Raw genomic sequence first — 16695 nt, 5'->3', positions numbered from 1 at the left:
AAATTCAAATACATGCCTCAATCATGCGGACAGTCCGGCGGTCCATATGAAGTAAGCGCAATGACACTCTGATTTTCACTGCTGGCACAGGTGCAGGGTTTTTCCTGCCTGCCATTCATGTTGGCAAGTCTGCCAATCCTTGGAACGCAGGTACGCGAAGACCTAGCGCAAGCCTGGCTAAAGCAGGCTGACTAAGTGCTGGAGAGAGGGAGCAACCGGATACAACCTGCAATCGGTGATGGATTACAGGAGCGCTGCATCAGTGGTGATATCGCTTGCGGTATTCACCAGGCGAAACGCCAAAACGGTTTTTAAATGCGGTTGAGAAATAGCTCGAGTCGGAAAAGCCCCAGGCATATCCGAGCGCCGAAAGCTTCTGCTCGGCACTGGAATGGCGCAGCGACTCGGCACAAAAATCCAGCCGCCGATTCTTGATGTATTGCGCAACCACCAGACCCTTTTTAGAAAACAGGCGATACAGGCCACGCACCGAAACACCCACTTCACGGGCCAGGAGTTCAGGACACAAATCGTCGCGACAGATGTACTCGTCAATAAAGCCGATGCACTTGCGGAACATCCGTTCGTGTACATCGACATCTGTTTCATCGCCGCCGATAACCGGACGTAGCAAGCTGACAATGGCATCCAGAGTGGCTTCGCTTTCGCAAAGACTCAGGCCCTCTTGCTGCGAAGCATCAAGCACCAGGCGGTTTGCCAGGGTTGCGATAGGCGAGCTGCCCGAAATTTTTTGCGCGCATTGCACACGACCAAAGCGCATGTTCTGCTCAACCATGCGTCGCGGCAGGATCAACGAAAGCTGGCGCGAGTTGTGTTCGTAGGTAAATTCGCTGGGCAGGGTGGCATCAATCAGGGTGATATCGCCGGGGCGCATGACCAGGCGCTTGCCTTCCTGCTCCATGTTCGCCTGGCCGTGCAACTGGAATGCTGCGTAGAAGTGCGAACCTTCACTTTGTTCCACTTCATGCCCGGTGCGATAAAGCTTGGCCTGTGCGACATCGACAAAACTGAGCTTTATGGCGCCGGCTTTATGCTCGCGCACTGCACCAAAAAACTCGCCGCCCAATGTCTTGGCGCGAAAGTTCCCACACACCTGATTAATGTGGGTCAACCATTGATCAAAGCTGTCAGCTCTTTGTGCGTATGCAGTCGCCATCACGCAGGCCTCACGTTTTTATTCTTGTTAGAGCGATCTACGTCACCCTAAAAATGTACAACAACACTTGATGGATCAAGCGTCGATATTAATACCACATTCTGTAGCTATTTCAGCCCACCAAAGCGCTGGTAAAACCCTTCTCCGACCTCTGGTAGCGGGCCATCGGCCGTTTCCAAACTGGTGTTGAGCCATTGCTCGGCCTTGCTGTAGATCAGCCGGTAGATATTTCGGCACAACTGGCGCGCTGCTCGCCCTTCCCAATCCCCCGGGAGTAGTTCATGGGGAAGCTGGGGGTCACGCAGCAATAACTTGCGGTATTCATGAATAAGCAATGTTCGCGCCAGGAAACAGTCGGAAGGCTCAAGCACTTCCTGCTCGCGCAGCACCTGCCACAGCGGCCGGAACATCTTGATGAACTCACTGTAGTGCGCAGCCAGTTCATTCATGTCCCAACTCTCGCGCACCTGCTTGCGCAGTGCCTTCGAAGCCAGCACATCCTGGGCCTTGGTCTCGAACATGATGGTGTCTTCGAGCACGCCCAGTTCCTGCAGGCTGGTGGCGACATCACTGCGATCGCTACTCGGGCATGCCAGCATCAACGGCGAGATTGCACCAAAACCCTGCCACTCGAATTCCTCGCGCACCTGCTTGCGCTTTTCCGGGTCAAGCTGGGTCAGCAAAAGCAGGCACCAAGAACCATCCCAGGCTGGCAAGCTCGCGCTGTAGACGCGCTTGAAGGCTTTTTCGAACCGCCTGCGACCCGCTCCGGTGAGACTGTAATAGCTGCGCCTGCCTACTTTTTCGGCGGACAACCAGCCATCTTTTGCAAGCCGGAAAATAGAAGTACGGATCAGACGCTCATTTATCCCCATTGGCTCCAGCAACTGAATCAGACTGCCGAGCCAGACCGTGCCACCGTGCGGCTCGATCGCATCACCATACAGGGTGATGATCAACGAACTGGCACGGATGGGCGTCTGCTCCTGGAAGCGCGTGATCAGTTGTTGCAGCGGGGGTAAAGACGTCATACAGAGCCGACCTCGAAAAATGATGCCGAATATACCCGCTTGGCAGATAACCTGACTATCTTCAGCGCCGGCCCGTCAGTCACAAACTGTCATCCTTGGGCCGATAGGCTCCCGGTTGCAGGCGCGGGCGATTGCTCTCGACCTCTGACAAGGGTTGGCACTCGACCATTTGCTCAAGGCACCTTTGTGCCAATTGCTGATACTCACGCGTTCCCGCCAACTTCCAGGCCACCTCCTCATCGCTCAGGCGTCTCCTGGTTACGGCAGGCGCCCCCATCACCAGCGACTGGGCTTCACAACTGAAGCCTGCCTTTACGAAGGCCGCTGCAGAAACGAATGAGTTTGCCGCGATGACAGCACCATCCATTACCACTGCATTCATGCCGACCAGCACGTTTTCACCAATGCGGCAGCCATGGAGTACAGCGCCGTGTCCGACATGACCATTGCGCGCAATCACTGTGTCGCTATCCGGAAAGCCGTGCATCACGCAGGTGTCCTGAATATTGGCGCCCTGCTCCAGCAGTATCCTGCCGAAATCCCCCCGCAGACTGGCCAAGGGGCCGACATAACAACCGGGGCCAATGACCACATCACCAATGAGCACGGCCGTTGGGTGTACGTAGGCGGTGGGATCCACCACCGGCCTCAGCCCGTTAATGCTGTAGCACGGCATCGCTGCACTCCCTGATCCAGAAATGTCGGCGACTTTGCGCCGCCCCAAAGCACGGAATAACCAAAGCGTCCGACTGCTGCACTGACACAGGCTTGGCCGGCGCGCTACCTGACGAGGCATTAGCGGCTTCTGAAGGGCTGGCAGCCTGCAAGGCCTGATCAAGCAAGCGGCGATGCCTGTCCAATTGAACCTCGGCGCTGGATGTAGCAGAGGAATGCATAAATGAAATCCTTGCGCAGTGAAAGCAACATGCCATTAGCTGCTTTTTTATATTTTTTGTATCAGATCAAAATTCAAGCACAAAAACAACAATTGTGTATCACTTAAAGCCTAATCAAGGCTTACACAGCTCCTTGACCCGATAAAACCTGGCCTATAGAGCCTGATAACAGCAGCTCTATACGAGCACCTGGATGGACCCACTCCAAATTTAAGACACAAAAAAAATATATTTTAATATTGTTTTGTATCGCTTCATACGTATACTCGACTCATTCTCATCGGTAGCGCGCCAGTTCCCGTACCTGCCCGAGAACCTATAAAACCAACAATCACCCGGCTACTGCCGTGCACCATGAGGACAGCTACATGCCTCAAATGTTGAAAGTCACTCCGACCGAACACGGCGTAAGACTTATCACCCTGCATCGTCCAGAAGCGATGAACGCCCTCAATACACAGTTGCTGGGTGAACTGGCAGCAGAACTTGCAGCCGTCGAACAAGACCCGGGCACCCGCGTAGTGGTACTGACCGGCAGTCGCAAGGCATTTGCTGCCGGGGCTGACATTAACGAGATGGCCGAGCGCGATCTTGTCGGCATCCTCAACGACCCACGCGTAAGCCACTGGCAAGCCATCAGTTCATTTAGCAAGCCGCTTATAGCTGCAGTAAATGGCTTTGCCCTTGGTGGTGGATGCGAGCTGGTGATGCATGCGGACATCGTTATCGCCGGCGAAGATGCGCGCTTCGGCCAGCCAGAAATCAATCTTGGAATCATGCCCGGAGCCGGTGGAACCCAGCGCCTGCTTCGGGCTGTCGGTAAGTCACTGGCAATGCAAATGGTGCTTTCCGGTATCGCCATTGATGCACGCCACGCGCAGCGCGCAGGCCTGGTCAGCGAAGTCACCCAACCCGAACTGACCATCGAGCGCGCTATCGAGCTTGCCCGCCTGATCGCCCAAAAGGCTCCACTGGCGGTACGCCTGGCCAAGGAAGCCCTTCTCAAGGCGCAAGACACAGACCTGGCCAGTGGCCTGCGCTTTGAACGCCACGCGTTCACGGTATTGGCTGGCACCCAGGATCGCGAAGAAGGCATTTGCGCCTTCCAGGAAAAACGCCGGGCGAACTTCACCGGCCAATAACTGCAGCCCTCCCCAAGGTTTTACAGAGAGCGTTACCGTGATGAGTTTCGAACATATCTTATTTTCAATCGACAATGGCGTTGCCACGCTGAGCCTCAATCGGCCGGGGCAACTCAACAGCTTCAATACACAGATGCACCTTGAAGTACGTGAAGCGTTGAAACAGGTGCGCGCCAGCGATGAAGCCCGGGTGCTGCTGCTTACAGGTGAAGGCCGGGGCTTTTGTGCCGGCCAGGATCTGAGCGATCGCAACGTTGCACCAGGCAGCGCCATGCCGGACCTGGGCGAGTCGATCGAGAAATACTACAACCCTATGATTCGCACGCTGCGCGACCTGCCAATGCCGGTGATCTGCGCCGTTAACGGCGTAGCTGCAGGCGCGGGCGCCAATATCCCACTGGCCTGCGACCTGACCCTTGCAGCGCGCTCGGCCAGTTTCATCCAGGCTTTCTGCAAGATTGGCCTAGTGCCCGACTCTGGCGGTACCTGGAGCTTGCCGCGCCTGGTTGGCATGGCCAAGGCCAAGGCGCTGGCCTTGCTGGGTGAGCGTATCAGCGCAGAACAAGCCGAGCAGTTGGGCTTGATCTATCGGGTGGTCGAAGACAACGAACTGCGCGATGAAGCACTCAAACTGGCACGCCACCTGGCCACCCAACCAACCTATGGCCTGGCGCTGATCAAGCGCGCACTCAATGCAAGCATGCACAACAGTTTCGACGAACAACTCGAACTGGAGCGCGACCTTCAACGCTTAGCAGGCCGCAGCGAGGACTACCGTGAAGGCGTGAGTGCCTTCATGAACAAGACCACGCCGCAGTTCAAGGGTAAATGAGCATGCAAGCACTCAACACCCAAGCCTTGATCGCTGTTATTGGTGCCGGTGCAATGGGCGTAGGCATTGCCCAGGTTGCGGCGCAGGCGGGCCATCAGGTCAGGCTGTTCGATATGCGCGATGGCGCGGCTGGCGAAGCAATTGCCAATATTGATCGACAACTGGGCAAGCGGGTTGCCAACGGCAAGCTCGATGCCCAGGACCGCGCCGACATTGTCGCCCGCCTGCGACCTGCCGACTCGATCGAAGCGCTGGCTGATTCGCATCTGGTCATCGAAGCGATTGTCGAAAACCTGGAGGTTAAACGCGGCCTGTTCACTCAGCTCGAAACCTTGTGCAGCGCCGACTGCATTCTGGCCAGCAACACCTCTTCCCTGTCGATAACCGCGCTGGCAGCCGGCATGCAGCATCCGCAACGGGTGGTCGGCATGCATTTTTTCAACCCGGCACCGGTGATGGCGCTGGTTGAAGTGGTTAGCGGACTGGCAACGGCCCCGGGTATAGCCCAGTGCGTACACAGCACAGCCGCCGCCTGGGGCAAAAAACCCGTGCACACACGCTCCACTCCCGGCTTTATTGTTAATCGCGTGGCGCGGCCGTTCTATGCCGAAAGCCTGCGCGCCCTGCAGGAAGGTGCTGCAAGCAGCGCAACGCTCGATGCACTGATGCGTGAAGCCGGAGCATTTCGCATGGGTGCATTCGAGTTGACCGACCTGATCGGCCACGATGTCAACTATGCGGTTACTTGCTCGGTGTTCAACGCCTATTACAACGACATGCGCTTTCAGCCCTCACTGGTACAGAAAGAGCTGGTCGACGCCGGTCACCTGGGCCGTAAAAGTGGCCAGGGCTTCTATAGCTACGCAGCCGATGCAGCAAAGCCTGCAGCAGATGAACTCAGCGCCGCCAGCCAGGTAGAGAGCTGCGTTCTTGAAGGCTCGCTCGGCGCTGCACAAGGCTTGATCGAACGTATCAAGGCTGCCGGCGTCAAGGTCATCGAACGCGACGGCAGCGGCGTGTTACGTGTTGGCGACGCCGTTGTTGCCCTGTCCGACGGGCGCATGGCTTGCCAGCGCAGCCTGCAGGATGGCCACCGCAACCTGGTGCTTCTTGACCTGGCCAAGGACTACAGCAAAGCGACTCGTATTGGCCTGGCTTGCGCCCAAAACACCAGCCGCGAAGCCCTGGACCAGGTGGTCAGCCTGTTGGCGCGGTGCTCAATCAAATCCAGCCTGCTGGCCGATATTCCGGGATTGGCGGTTATGCGCACTGTCGCCATGCTGGCCAACGAGGCTGCCGATGCCGCATTGCACAATGTAGGCACACCCACCGATATCGACCTGGCCATGTGTGCAGGCGTCAATTACCCAATGGGGCCACTGGCCTGGGCTGATGAGATTGGCCTGCCTGCCGTGTTGCAGACACTCGACAACCTGCAGCGCGCCTATGGCGAAGAACGCTATCGCCCTTCCCTGTTACTGCGCCGCAAAGTTGCCGAAGGGAGCCGCTTCCATGACTGACCAGCCTGCTATCTCACTGGCCCAAGCCTGCACTGAAAGCCTGTTCAACCGCGACATAGCCAGCCAGCGCATGGGCATGCGCGTAGAGCAAAGCGGCCCCGGCACCGCCGTGGTCAGCATGGTTGTGCGTGAAGACATGATTCAAGGCGTCGGCACCTGCCATGGCGGCTACTTGTTTGCCCTGGCCGACTCGGCCTTTGCCATGGCTTGCAACACCTATAACGAAACCACAGTCGCGCTCGGCTGCAGCATTGACTACATCGCTCCTGGATTTGTCGGCGACACACTCAAAGCCCATGCCGTCGAACAAAGCCGTGGTGGCCGCACCGGCAATTATGACGTGCGAATTGAAAACCAGCAGGGCGAGCTGATCGCCCTGTTCCACGGAAAATCCTACAAAGTGCGCGGCACGGTACTCGCGCAGGAGATTGCACATGACTGACGCCTTGATTATTGATGCAATGCGAACCCCCATCGGACGCTATGCCGGCGCCCTGTCCAGCGTGCGCGCCGATGACCTGGGCGCCATCCCGATCCGCGCCCTGATAGAACGCAATCCGCAGGTCGATTGGTCGAGAATCGATGATGTGATCTATGGCTGCGCCAATCAGGCTGGCGAGGACAACCGCAACGTTGCCCGCATGTCAGCACTGCTCGCCGGCCTGGCGGTCACAGTGCCGGGCACCACGCTCAACCGTCTTTGCGGCTCGGGCATGGACGCTATCGGCAATGCGGCTCGTGCCCTGCGCTGCAACGAGGCTGGCCTGATGATCGCCGGTGGTGTCGAGTCCATGTCGCGCGCGCCCTTTGTCATGGGCAAATCCGACCAGGCTTTTGGCCGCTCTGCCGAACTCTTTGATACCACCATTGGCTGGCGCTTTATCAACCCGCAACTGCAAGCGCAGTTCGGCACTGACTCGATGCCCGAAACCGCCGAAAATGTTGCCCAGCAGTTCGCAATCTCCCGCGAGGATCAGGACGCTTTTGCATTGCGCAGTCAACGACGTGCAGCCGCCGCACAAGCCAATGGCCGCCTGGCGCGGGAAATCGTCCCGGTGCGCATTGCCCAACGCAAAGGCCCGGAAAAGGTAATAGAGCAAGACGAACATCCGCGCGGCGATACCACAGCCGAACAACTGGCCAAACTGCGGGCGCCTTTTCGCGAAGGTGGCAGCATTACCGCCGGTAATGCTTCCGGGGTCAACGATGGCGCCTGTGCCCTGCTTCTCGCCAGCAGTACCGCCGCCCAGCGTCACGGTCTCAAGGCTCGCGGGCGAATTGTCGGCATGGCAACCGCGGGCGTCGAGCCACGCATCATGGGTATAGGCCCGGTACCCGCCACCCGCAAGGTGCTGGAGCTCACCGGCCTGTCGCTAAACGATATGGACGTTATCGAGCTCAACGAAGCCTTTGCAGCACAGGGCTTGGCGGTGTTGCGCGAGCTCGGCCTGGACGATGATGACACCCGGGTCAACCCCAATGGGGGCGCCATTGCCCTTGGCCATCCACTGGGCATGAGCGGAGCTCGCCTGGTCACAACTGCCCTTAACGAACTGGAAGATCGCCAGGCTCGCTATGCGCTTTGCACCATGTGTATTGGTGTCGGCCAAGGCATCGCCATGATCATTGAACGCCTGTGATCTGGCAGGCCTAGCCCAAGTATCCCGATGCGGCTACGCTGCCTCAAGTTTCAGCAGCCTGGCTTGCTGTCACACAAAAATAAATAGAGTGATGTCATGAATATGAACGCCCAACATGCCTTGCTTGATCCGGTCGAAACCTACAGCATCGATGCCCTGCGCCAGCATCAGCTCGAGCGCATGCGCTGGAGCCTTAAACATGCCTACCAGAATGTTCCGCTCTATCGTCAGCGCTTCGATGAACTGGGCGTACACCCCGACGACCTGAAAACCCTGGATGACCTGGCCAAGTTTCCCTTTACCGGCAAAAGTGATCTGCGCGACAACTATCCATTCGGCATGTTTGCTGTACCTCAATCCGAAATAGTTCGGGTACACGCCTCCAGCGGCACCACCGGCAAACCAACAGTGGTTGGCTACACCCAGAACGATATCGACACCTGGGCCAATGTGGTTGCCCGCTCGATTCGTGCAGCAGGCGGTCGACGCGGCGACAAGGTGCACATCTCTTACGGTTATGGTCTTTTCACCGGTGGCCTGGGTGCACATTACGGTGCCGAGCGGCTGGGTTGCACCGTGATTCCGATGTCAGGCGGACAGACCGAGAAGCAAGTCCAGCTGATTCGTGATTTCCAGCCGGACATCATCATGGTCACGCCTTCATACATGCTCAACCTGGCAGACGAAATTGAACGCCAGGGCCTCGATCCGCACAAGCTCGCATTGCGCTTGGGAATTTTTGGCGCCGAGCCATGGACTGACGAACTGCGCCGCTCCATTGAACAGCGCCTGGGCATCACGGCGCTGGATATCTACGGCCTGTCTGAAATCATGGGGCCTGGCGTCGCCATGGAGTGCGCCGAAACCAAGGATGGCCCAACCATCTGGGAAGATCATTTCTACCCCGAAATCATCGACCCGGTGACAGGCCAGGTACTGCCAGATGGCCAACTGGGTGAGCTGGTGTTCACCTCCCTGAGCAAGGAAGCTCTGCCAATGATCCGCTACCGCACGCGCGATCTCACTCGCCTGTTGCCGGGCACAGCGCGCCCGATGCGCAGGATGGACAAGATCACCGGTCGCAGTGACGACATGCTGATTATCCGGGGCGTCAACGTATTCCCGACTCAAGTTGAAGAGCAGGTGCTAAAAATAAAACAACTTTCCGAATTTTATGAGATGCATCTGTATCGCAATGGAAATCTTGATAGCGTTGATGTACTGGTCGAACTGCGCCATGAGCTCGATGGCATGGATGAAGCCCAGCAGAAGCTGATCGGCACCGAACTGGCCAAGCAGATCAAGACCCATATTGGCATCAGCACGCGCGTCCTCATCAAGCCATTCAACAGCCTGAAACGCTCTGAAGGCAAGGCTTGCCACGTCATCGACAAGCGTAGCGCATAAGTTATCCAAGAGTCCCTGCCCCGCTTATGCGGGGCTTTTTTTTGCCTGAGCAAAGCATTGGCCGCCCTCTCCTGCGCTCGCCATCGGTCGGATCACGCCTGCAGAAAGCAAAAAATCAATTACGACACATTAATTATTGTTTGATATTTATTTGTGTATCATTTAAAAATACACCCACGAACATAGCCCAAAGTCATAGCTGGAGGCACAGCATGTACGCACAACTCGTTGAGACCGGCGTTAAACGTCTCAAGTCATTGGACGAAATGGAGCCTCAGGAGCGCGCCTTCCAGGAACGCATCGACGCAGAGATCAAGATCGAAGCCAAGAACTGGATGCCTGAAGCCTACCGCCAAACCCTGATCCGCCAGATCTCCCAACATGCCCATTCTGAAATCGTCGGCATGCTTCCTGAAGGCAACTGGGTAACCCGGGCGCCAACCCTCAAGCGCAAACTGCAATTGATGGCAAAAATCCAGGACGAAGCCGGCCATGGCCTGTACCTGTACAGCGCCATGGAAACGCTGGGCGCGGACCGCGATGAAGAAATCGCCAAGATGCACAACGGCAAGGCCAAGTACTCCAGCATCTTCAATTACCCGACCTTGAGCTGGGCCGACATGGGTGCGGTTGGCTGGCTGGTAGACGGTGCAGCCATCGTTAACCAGGTGGTGCTGCAGCGCACCTCATACGGCCCCTACTCGCGGGCCATGGTGCGTATCTGCAAGGAAGAGAGCTTCCACCAGCGCCAGGGCTATCAGATGCTCCTGACGATGATGCAAGAAGGCACCCAGGCACAGAAAGACATGGTCCAGGATGCAATCAACCGCCTGTGGTGGCCGTCGTTGATGATGTTTGGGCCAAGCGACGAGCATTCACCGAACAGCGCGCAGTCGATGGCCTGGAAAATCAAACGCCAGAGCAACGATGAACTGCGCCAGCGCTTTATCGACCAGACAGTACCGCAACTGGAATTGCTTGGCTGCACCGCACCTGACCCGGACCTGAAGTGGAACGCCGAACGCGGCCACTACGACTTCGGTGAGATCCAGTGGGATGAATTCTATGAAGTACTCAAAGGCAACGGCCCTTGCAATCAGGAGCGCGTAAACCAACGCCGCAGCGCCATCGAGAATGGCGCCTGGGTTCGCGAAGCTGCTGTCGCCTACGCCCGCAAACAACAACTAAAACGCGACGTCGCCTGATCGCGCGAGGAGATTATTAGCATGTCTGACTGGACCCTTTTCGAAGTTTTCGTGCGCAGCAAGCACGGCCTCAACCACAAGCACGTCGGCAGCGTACACGCCGCTGATGCAGCCATGGCGCTGGAAAACGCCCGTGAGCTGTACACCCGCCGCAACGAAGGTGTAAGCCTGTGGGTTGTGCCCTCGGCAGCCATTACCGCCTCGGCGCCCGACGAGAAAGAACCGCTATTCGACCCCTCGAATGACAAAATCTATCGCCACGCCAGCTTCTACGAGTTGCCGGCTGAAGTCGGTCACATGTGAGGTTGCGGATGAACGATGATCTGATCCAATACTTGCTGCGCCTGGGTGACAGCGCACTGATCCAGGGCCAACGACTATGCGAGTGGTGCGGCAATGCACCGGCTCTCGAAGAAGAACTGGCCCTGATGAACGTCGGCCTGGACCTCATAGGCCAGGCGCGCAACTGGCTTGAGTACGCAGCCCAATTGCTGGACGACGGGCGCACCGCAGATGACTTGGCCTTCGGTCGGGATGAGCGGGCATTTCGCAACCTGCTGCTGGTTGAGCAACCAAATGGCGATTACGCCGTGACCATGACCAAACAGTTTCTCTACGATGCCTGGCACCTTGATGTCTTGCAGCAGTTGTGTGGCTCCAGTGACGAGCGCATTGCCGGTATAGCCGCCAAAGCCCTGAAGGAAGTGACCTATCACCTGCGCCGTTCGAGTGAGTGGGTACAGCGCCTGGGAGACGGCACTGAAGAAAGCCACAAGCGCATGCTGGCCGCCATCGAACAGGTCTGGCGCTTTACGGTAGAACTCAGCGCTGGCGACGAAATCGAACAGCGCCTGGCTGAAGCAGGTATCGGCGCCGACCACAACAAGGTCGCGCAAGCCTGGCTGGCCCAGGTTAGCCAAACGCTCACGCTGGCCACCCTGCCGGTGCCCACGGCAGCCAAGCATTTCTACCTGAGTGGGCGCAAAGGCCTGCACACCGAGCACCTGGGTTTCATTCTGGCGGAAATGCAGTACCTACCGAGGACCTATCCAAATGCAACCTGGTGAGCTGATCACCAGTGACCAGGGCGCCCGCCCAGGCTCAAGCGCTGATATCGCCGAGGCCTGGGCAGTGCTGGCCGAGGTCATGGACCCGGAAGTACCGGTGGTCAGCGTGGTCGACCTGGGCATCGTCCGCGAGGTGGGTTGGCAGCAGGGCCATGTGCACCTGGTGGTGACGCCCACCTACTCCGGCTGCCCTGCTACCGAAGTGATCGAAGACGATATTCGCCAGGCCCTGGAACAGGCTGGCTTTGCCGCGCCCATGCTCGAGCGCCGCCTTGATCCGGCCTGGAACACCGACCTGATCACTGAACAGGGCCGCGAACGCTTGCGTGCCTACGGTATCGCCCCGCCGGTTGGCAGCAGCAATAAGCGCAGCTTGCTCGGCGAAACAGAAGCGATCTGCTGCCCACAGTGCAGCAGCTCCAACACAGAACTGCTCAGCCAGTTCGGCTCGACCGCCTGCAAGGCGTTGTACCGTTGCCGTGACTGCCTGGAACCTTTTGATTACTTCAAGTGCATCTGAGCGCAGCCATCGCCGGAGAACAATAATGAGCAAATTCCACAATCTGAAGATCAAAGACGTCCGCCCCGAGACGCGCGATGCAGTTTCGATCGCCTTCGATATTCCCAGCGAGCTGCGCGACGAGTTTCGCTTCACTCAAGGCCAGCACTTGGTGATGCGCACCCAGATCAATGGTGAGGAGGTGCGTCGCTCCTACTCCATTTGTACAGGCATTAACGATAACGACCTGCGCGTGGCGATCAAGCGTGTTGGTGGCGGGCTATTTTCTTGCTATGCCAACGAGACGTTAACAGTCGGGCAGAGCCTCGAAGTCATGCCGCCCAGTGGCTCATTTCATGTCGAGCTGGACCCTGCGCGCCACGGCAACTACCTGGCCGTCGCAGCCGGCAGCGGCATCACGCCGATTCTATCGATAATCAAGAGCACCCTTGAAAGCGAGCCGCACAGCCACATCACCTTGCTCTACGGCAACCGTTCCAGTAACTCGACGCTGTTCCGCGACCAACTGAGTGACCTGAAAAACCTCTACCTGCAACGTTTGAACATCATCTATCTGTTCAGCCGTGAGCAACAGGATGTCGACCTCTACAACGGCCATATCGACGCCGACAAATGCGCGCAGTTCTTTAAACAGTGGCTGGACGTCACCACACTCGACGCAGCCTTTATTTGCGGCCCGCAAGCCATGACTGAAACCGTGCGCGAGCAGCTCAAAGCCAATGGCATGCCAACCGAGCGCATCCACTTCGAGCTCTTTGCCGCCGCTGGCAGCGAGCAAAAGCGGCAACAGCGCCAGGCCGCAGCAGCCGTTGACAGCGCCCTGTGCCAGATCACTGTCACCAGCGATGGCCACAGCAAGTCCTTCGAATTGGCGCGCAACAGCCAGAGCATTCTCGACGCCGCCAACGCCCAGGGCGCGGAACTGCCTTACTCGTGCAAAGCCGGCGTGTGTTCGACCTGCAAATGCAAAGTCATCGAAGGCGAGGTCGAGATGGACAGCAACTTTGCCCTGGAAGACTACGAAGTCGCGGCTGGCTACGTACTCTCATGCCAAAGCTACCCACTCAGTAAAAAAGTCGTGCTCGACTTCGACGAACTTTAAGCGCCGTCGGCGGCACGCATCCAACGCCCCGCAGATGAATCCAGTCACCTGCTACTCATTCGCTGCAGCACTCGCGACTCATACTCGCAGTTGCACAACCGCCTGATTGATCGGGCAGTCATGTATTTGGAGAGCTCAAATGTCTCAGCAAAGCATCTTGCAAAGCTTTATCGGTGAACGCTGGATTGGCCAGCACGCAGCAAAATCCCTGCGTAGCGCCATTAACGGCCAGACCATCACCCACACTCACGAAGAGTCACTGGACTTCGCTGAAGCAATTGCATACGCACGCCAACGCGGCATCAACGAATTGATGGCGATGGACTTCCAACAACGCGCACAACGGCTCAAGGCGCTGGCCAAATACTTGCTCGAACGCAAAGAAGAGCTCTACGCCCTGTCCCACCACAGCGGCGCGACCCGTGCCGACAGCTGGATTGATATCGAAGGGGGGGCGGGTACCCTGTTCACCTACTCGGGTATCGGTGCGCGTGAAATGCCCTCGGGCAATGTTGTGCACGAAGGTCCGGCGATGCCGCTGGGCAAACTCAACACCTTTGCCGGCAGCCACATCCTGGTCCCGCGCGGCGGCGTTGCCTTGCATATCAACGCATTCAACTTTCCGATCTGGGGCATGCTGGAAAAATTTGCCCCAAGCTTCCTCGCCGGAATGCCATGCATTATCAAGCCAGCCACCGCCACCAGCTATCTGACCGAGGCAGCAGTGCGCATGATGCACGAATCCGGCCTGCTTCCAGCCGGAAGCTTGCAGCTTGTTATCGGCAGCACTGGCGACTTGCTTGACCGTATGGAAGGCCAGGATGTTGTGACCTTTACCGGCTCAGCCGACACAGCAGCCATGCTACGTGTAAACCCGAACCTGATTCGAAACTCGGTGCCATTCAACGCCGAGGCAGACTCATTGAACTGCGCAATCCTGGCTCCCGAAATCACACCGGACGACCCGGAATTCGAGCTGTTCATCAAAGAAGTCGCCCGCGAAATGACAGTAAAAGCAGGGCAAAAATGCACCGCGATTCGCCGCGCCATCGTGCCTGCCAAACACCTTGATGCAGTTGCCGAAGGCCTGCGCGCACGCCTGGCTAAGGTGGTTGCCGGCGACCCATCGGTTGAAGGCGTACGCATGGGCCCCCTGGCATCTCACGCACAACAGGCCGACGTTGCTGAACGTATACAGGCACTGCTTCAGAGCAGCGACATGCTACTGGGCGCCCAAGACGGATTTTCACCATTGGGTGAAGGTGTTGGTGAAGGTGCTTTCTGTGCACCAACGCTGCTGCTCGCTCGCGATCCACACGCGGCAGGCGGCGCCCACGACATCGAGGCCTTCGGCCCGGTCAGCACGCTGATGACGTATGACGATATTGATGAAGCAATTGCTCTGGCGGCGCGCGGCAAAGGCAGCCTGGTGGCCAGCCTGGTGACCAAGGACCCACAGGTCGCTGCGCGTGCCGTTCCCGCTACTGCTGCGCTGCACGGCCGCCTGCATATACTTGATCGAGAGTCCGCTGCTGAATCTACTGGTCACGGCTCACCGCTCCCCATGCTCAAGCATGGCGGTCCAGGGCGTGCTGGCGGCGGCGAGGAGTTAGGCGGTCTACGCGCCGTCAAACACTATTTACAGCGCACCGCGGTACAAGGTTCGCCAAGCATGCTGATGGCCGTTACCGGCGAGTATGTACGCGGCGCCAAGGTCTATGAAACAGAAGTCCATCCGTTTCGCCGCTACTTTGAAGAACTGAAGATCGGCGAGTCGCTGCTGACCCACCGCCGCACCGTCACAGAGGCTGACCTGGTCAACTTTGGTTGCTTGTCTGGCGACCATTTCTACATGCATTTCGACGATATTGCAGCCAAGGAGTCGCAGTTCGGCAAGCGTATTGCACATGGCTACTTTGTACTCTCGGCGGCGGCTGGCTTGTTCGTATCGCCGGGTGTAGGCCCGGTTCTGGCCAACTATGGCCTGGATACATTGCGTTTTATCAACCCGGTTGGCATTGGCGACACCATTCAAGCGCGACTGACCTGCAAGCGCAAAATCGACCAGGGCAAGACCAGCCCCAAAGGCGAGCCGCAGGGCGTAGTGGCCTGGGACGTAGAGGTGACTAACCAGGAAGGTGAACTGGTTGCCAGTTACGACATCCTTACCCTCGTGCTCAAGCGCAATGGAGCTCAAGCGGATAAAACCTGATATTGAGCCAGTAAAAAGCCCGCGAGCAGATAACTTGCGGGCTTTTATTGTCGAGCCAATAGTTTTCAGCAACGCTATGAAACAGCGCCCACGCCAGCACCTGACTGACACGCCCGGTGGCGGCTGCCACGCACTCAAACAAACTGACTGAACTGAGCAGAATCACCAGAACCTAATGCATTTTGCCCAGGCATTCTCTGCGTCTGCCAGGGGTTGGACATCTGGCTTTCACTGCCACCACTGATTGCCACCTGTGACCGCTCCTTGATGCGCTGCACTATCTTCTCTTCGATGGCCGACTGCTGCTCCGGCGGCATGGCATCCAGCTCTTCCTCGGTCAGCCCTAATTCTTTGAGAATGCTGTCGCGCATCTTCTCGGCAGGCGTCATCTCCATGTATTTCCTGAACTCTTCGCGCGCCACACTCCCGCTGTCAGCCAGGCTTTCAGCTAGGGAGCTGCCAACCACGCTACCTGAAACCATGCCATTGCCTGCGTCTTGCAAACCTAGTCTGAGCCTGGCGAATCCTTCGTCAATCGCTTGCGCAGCCTGAAATGACTGATCATTGATTTCACGCTGGCGCGTGGGGGGCTCTTGTGCGTTGGCCTTGGGCAGGGAAAACAGCGCCTCCTCGCGAAATGCGCTCCGACTTCTCGCACCAAGGGATGAAATATCGCTGTAGCCTCCCAGAGTACCTATGCCTTGGATCGTACTCATTACCTCCTCCTTAATCGTATGCGCAATATGCGCCCAGGCTAGAAAGCAAAATCTGCACCAAACAAATAAATCATAATACTTACAACTAATTAACTCAGAGCCCAGCCGTATAACCAAGAAAAAGCGGCAAAACAGCGCCGTTCAGAGGCAAAGCCTTGCCGCCACCAACTTGGAACATGGTGGACCTTGGTAAGCTATATAGAGCATTCAATATGCTTGAGCAGCAGT

16 protein-coding genes are annotated in these 16695 nt (G+C 57.5%); 12 read left to right on the top strand and 4 right to left on the bottom strand.

The genetic code is table 11. The features are described from left to right. Positions 1-259 precede the first annotated feature (259 nt). The 3 genes from feaR to paaY form a co-directional block, all read right to left on the bottom strand. Complete coding sequence (feaR, locus tag CHB79_RS16455) at positions 260-1177, bottom strand: transcriptional regulator FeaR (RefSeq protein WP_010489020.1); 918 nt, start codon at positions 1175-1177, stop codon at positions 260-262. A gap of 107 nt (positions 1178-1284) precedes the next feature. Further along, positions 1285-2208 carry a phenylacetic acid degradation operon negative regulatory protein PaaX gene (paaX, locus tag CHB79_RS16450; protein ID WP_089360695.1) on the bottom strand — a complete coding sequence of 308 codons (924 nt, stop codon included), beginning with the start codon at positions 2206-2208 and terminating at the stop codon, positions 1285-1287. A gap of 79 nt (positions 2209-2287) precedes the next feature. Further along, positions 2288-2884, bottom strand: a complete 597-nt coding sequence (gene paaY, locus CHB79_RS16445; protein ID WP_010489022.1) for a phenylacetic acid degradation protein PaaY — start codon at positions 2882-2884, stop codon at positions 2288-2290. A 588-nt stretch (positions 2885-3472) separates the two neighbouring features. Here paaY and paaF point away from each other — a divergent pair. From paaF to paaZ, 12 genes are all read left to right on the top strand, one after another. Continuing rightward, complete coding sequence (paaF, locus tag CHB79_RS16435) at positions 3473-4246, top strand: 2,3-dehydroadipyl-CoA hydratase PaaF (RefSeq protein ID WP_010489025.1); 774 nt, start codon at positions 3473-3475, stop codon at positions 4244-4246. Positions 4247-4286: 40 nt separating this feature from the next. Beyond that, the gene (paaG, locus tag CHB79_RS16430) at positions 4287-5078 is read left to right on the top strand and encodes a 2-(1,2-epoxy-1,2-dihydrophenyl)acetyl-CoA isomerase PaaG (RefSeq protein WP_010489027.1); all 792 of its coding nucleotides are present in this window, start codon (positions 4287-4289) and stop codon (positions 5076-5078) included. A gap of 2 nt (positions 5079-5080) precedes the next feature. Beyond that, positions 5081-6598, top strand: a complete 1518-nt coding sequence (gene paaH / locus CHB79_RS16425) for a 3-hydroxyacyl-CoA dehydrogenase PaaH (RefSeq protein ID WP_089360693.1) — start codon at positions 5081-5083, stop codon at positions 6596-6598. Next, positions 6591-7040, top strand: coding sequence for a hydroxyphenylacetyl-CoA thioesterase PaaI (paaI, locus tag CHB79_RS16420; protein ID WP_010489031.1), 450 nt, complete (start codon positions 6591-6593; stop codon positions 7038-7040). The genes paaH and paaI overlap by 8 nt, the downstream gene beginning before the upstream one ends. Further along, on the top strand, positions 7033-8238 hold the full coding sequence (gene pcaF / locus CHB79_RS16415; protein ID WP_089360692.1) for a 3-oxoadipyl-CoA thiolase: 1206 nt from the start codon (positions 7033-7035) through the stop codon (positions 8236-8238). Before paaI ends, pcaF begins: the two co-directional genes overlap by 8 nt. A 96-nt stretch (positions 8239-8334) precedes the next feature. Next, positions 8335-9645: a phenylacetate--CoA ligase PaaK gene (paaK, locus tag CHB79_RS16410; RefSeq protein WP_089360691.1), complete on the top strand. Its 1311-nt coding sequence runs from the start codon at positions 8335-8337 to the stop codon at positions 9643-9645. 212 nt (positions 9646-9857) lie between these two features. Next, positions 9858-10850: a 1,2-phenylacetyl-CoA epoxidase subunit PaaA gene (gene paaA, locus CHB79_RS16405; protein ID WP_010489034.1), complete on the top strand. Its 993-nt coding sequence runs from the start codon at positions 9858-9860 to the stop codon at positions 10848-10850. A gap of 21 nt (positions 10851-10871) precedes the next feature. Then, the gene (gene paaB, locus CHB79_RS16400; RefSeq protein ID WP_010489035.1) at positions 10872-11153 is read left to right on the top strand and encodes a 1,2-phenylacetyl-CoA epoxidase subunit PaaB; all 282 of its coding nucleotides are present in this window, start codon (positions 10872-10874) and stop codon (positions 11151-11153) included. 8 nt (positions 11154-11161) lie between these two features. Then, complete coding sequence (paaC, locus tag CHB79_RS16395; RefSeq protein ID WP_089360690.1) at positions 11162-11917, top strand: 1,2-phenylacetyl-CoA epoxidase subunit PaaC; 756 nt, start codon at positions 11162-11164, stop codon at positions 11915-11917. After that, positions 11904-12437, top strand: coding sequence for a 1,2-phenylacetyl-CoA epoxidase subunit PaaD (gene paaD, locus CHB79_RS16390; protein ID WP_089360689.1), 534 nt, complete (start codon positions 11904-11906; stop codon positions 12435-12437). The genes paaC and paaD overlap by 14 nt, the downstream gene beginning before the upstream one ends. A gap of 25 nt (positions 12438-12462) precedes the next feature. Continuing rightward, on the top strand, positions 12463-13539 hold the full coding sequence (paaE, locus tag CHB79_RS16385) for a 1,2-phenylacetyl-CoA epoxidase subunit PaaE (protein WP_089360688.1): 1077 nt from the start codon (positions 12463-12465) through the stop codon (positions 13537-13539). A gap of 139 nt (positions 13540-13678) precedes the next feature. Then, positions 13679-15751 (top strand): phenylacetic acid degradation bifunctional protein PaaZ, encoded by a 2073-nt coding sequence (paaZ, locus tag CHB79_RS16380; RefSeq protein ID WP_089360687.1) that lies wholly within the window; start codon positions 13679-13681, stop codon positions 15749-15751. 134 nt (positions 15752-15885) lie between these two features. Here the strand turns inward: paaZ and CHB79_RS16375 are convergent, their stop codons facing one another. Beyond that, positions 15886-16467 (bottom strand): hypothetical protein, encoded by a 582-nt coding sequence (locus CHB79_RS16375; protein ID WP_089360686.1) that lies wholly within the window; start codon positions 16465-16467, stop codon positions 15886-15888. Positions 16468-16695 lie beyond the last annotated feature (228 nt).

It is taken from the genome of Pseudomonas segetis, from assembly GCF_900188155.1.
GTDB classification, from domain to species: domain Bacteria; phylum Pseudomonadota; class Gammaproteobacteria; order Pseudomonadales; family Pseudomonadaceae; genus Aquipseudomonas; species Aquipseudomonas segetis.
The sequence above is the reverse complement of the archived record's forward strand: the minus strand, read 5'-3'. Positions and strand labels throughout refer to the sequence as shown.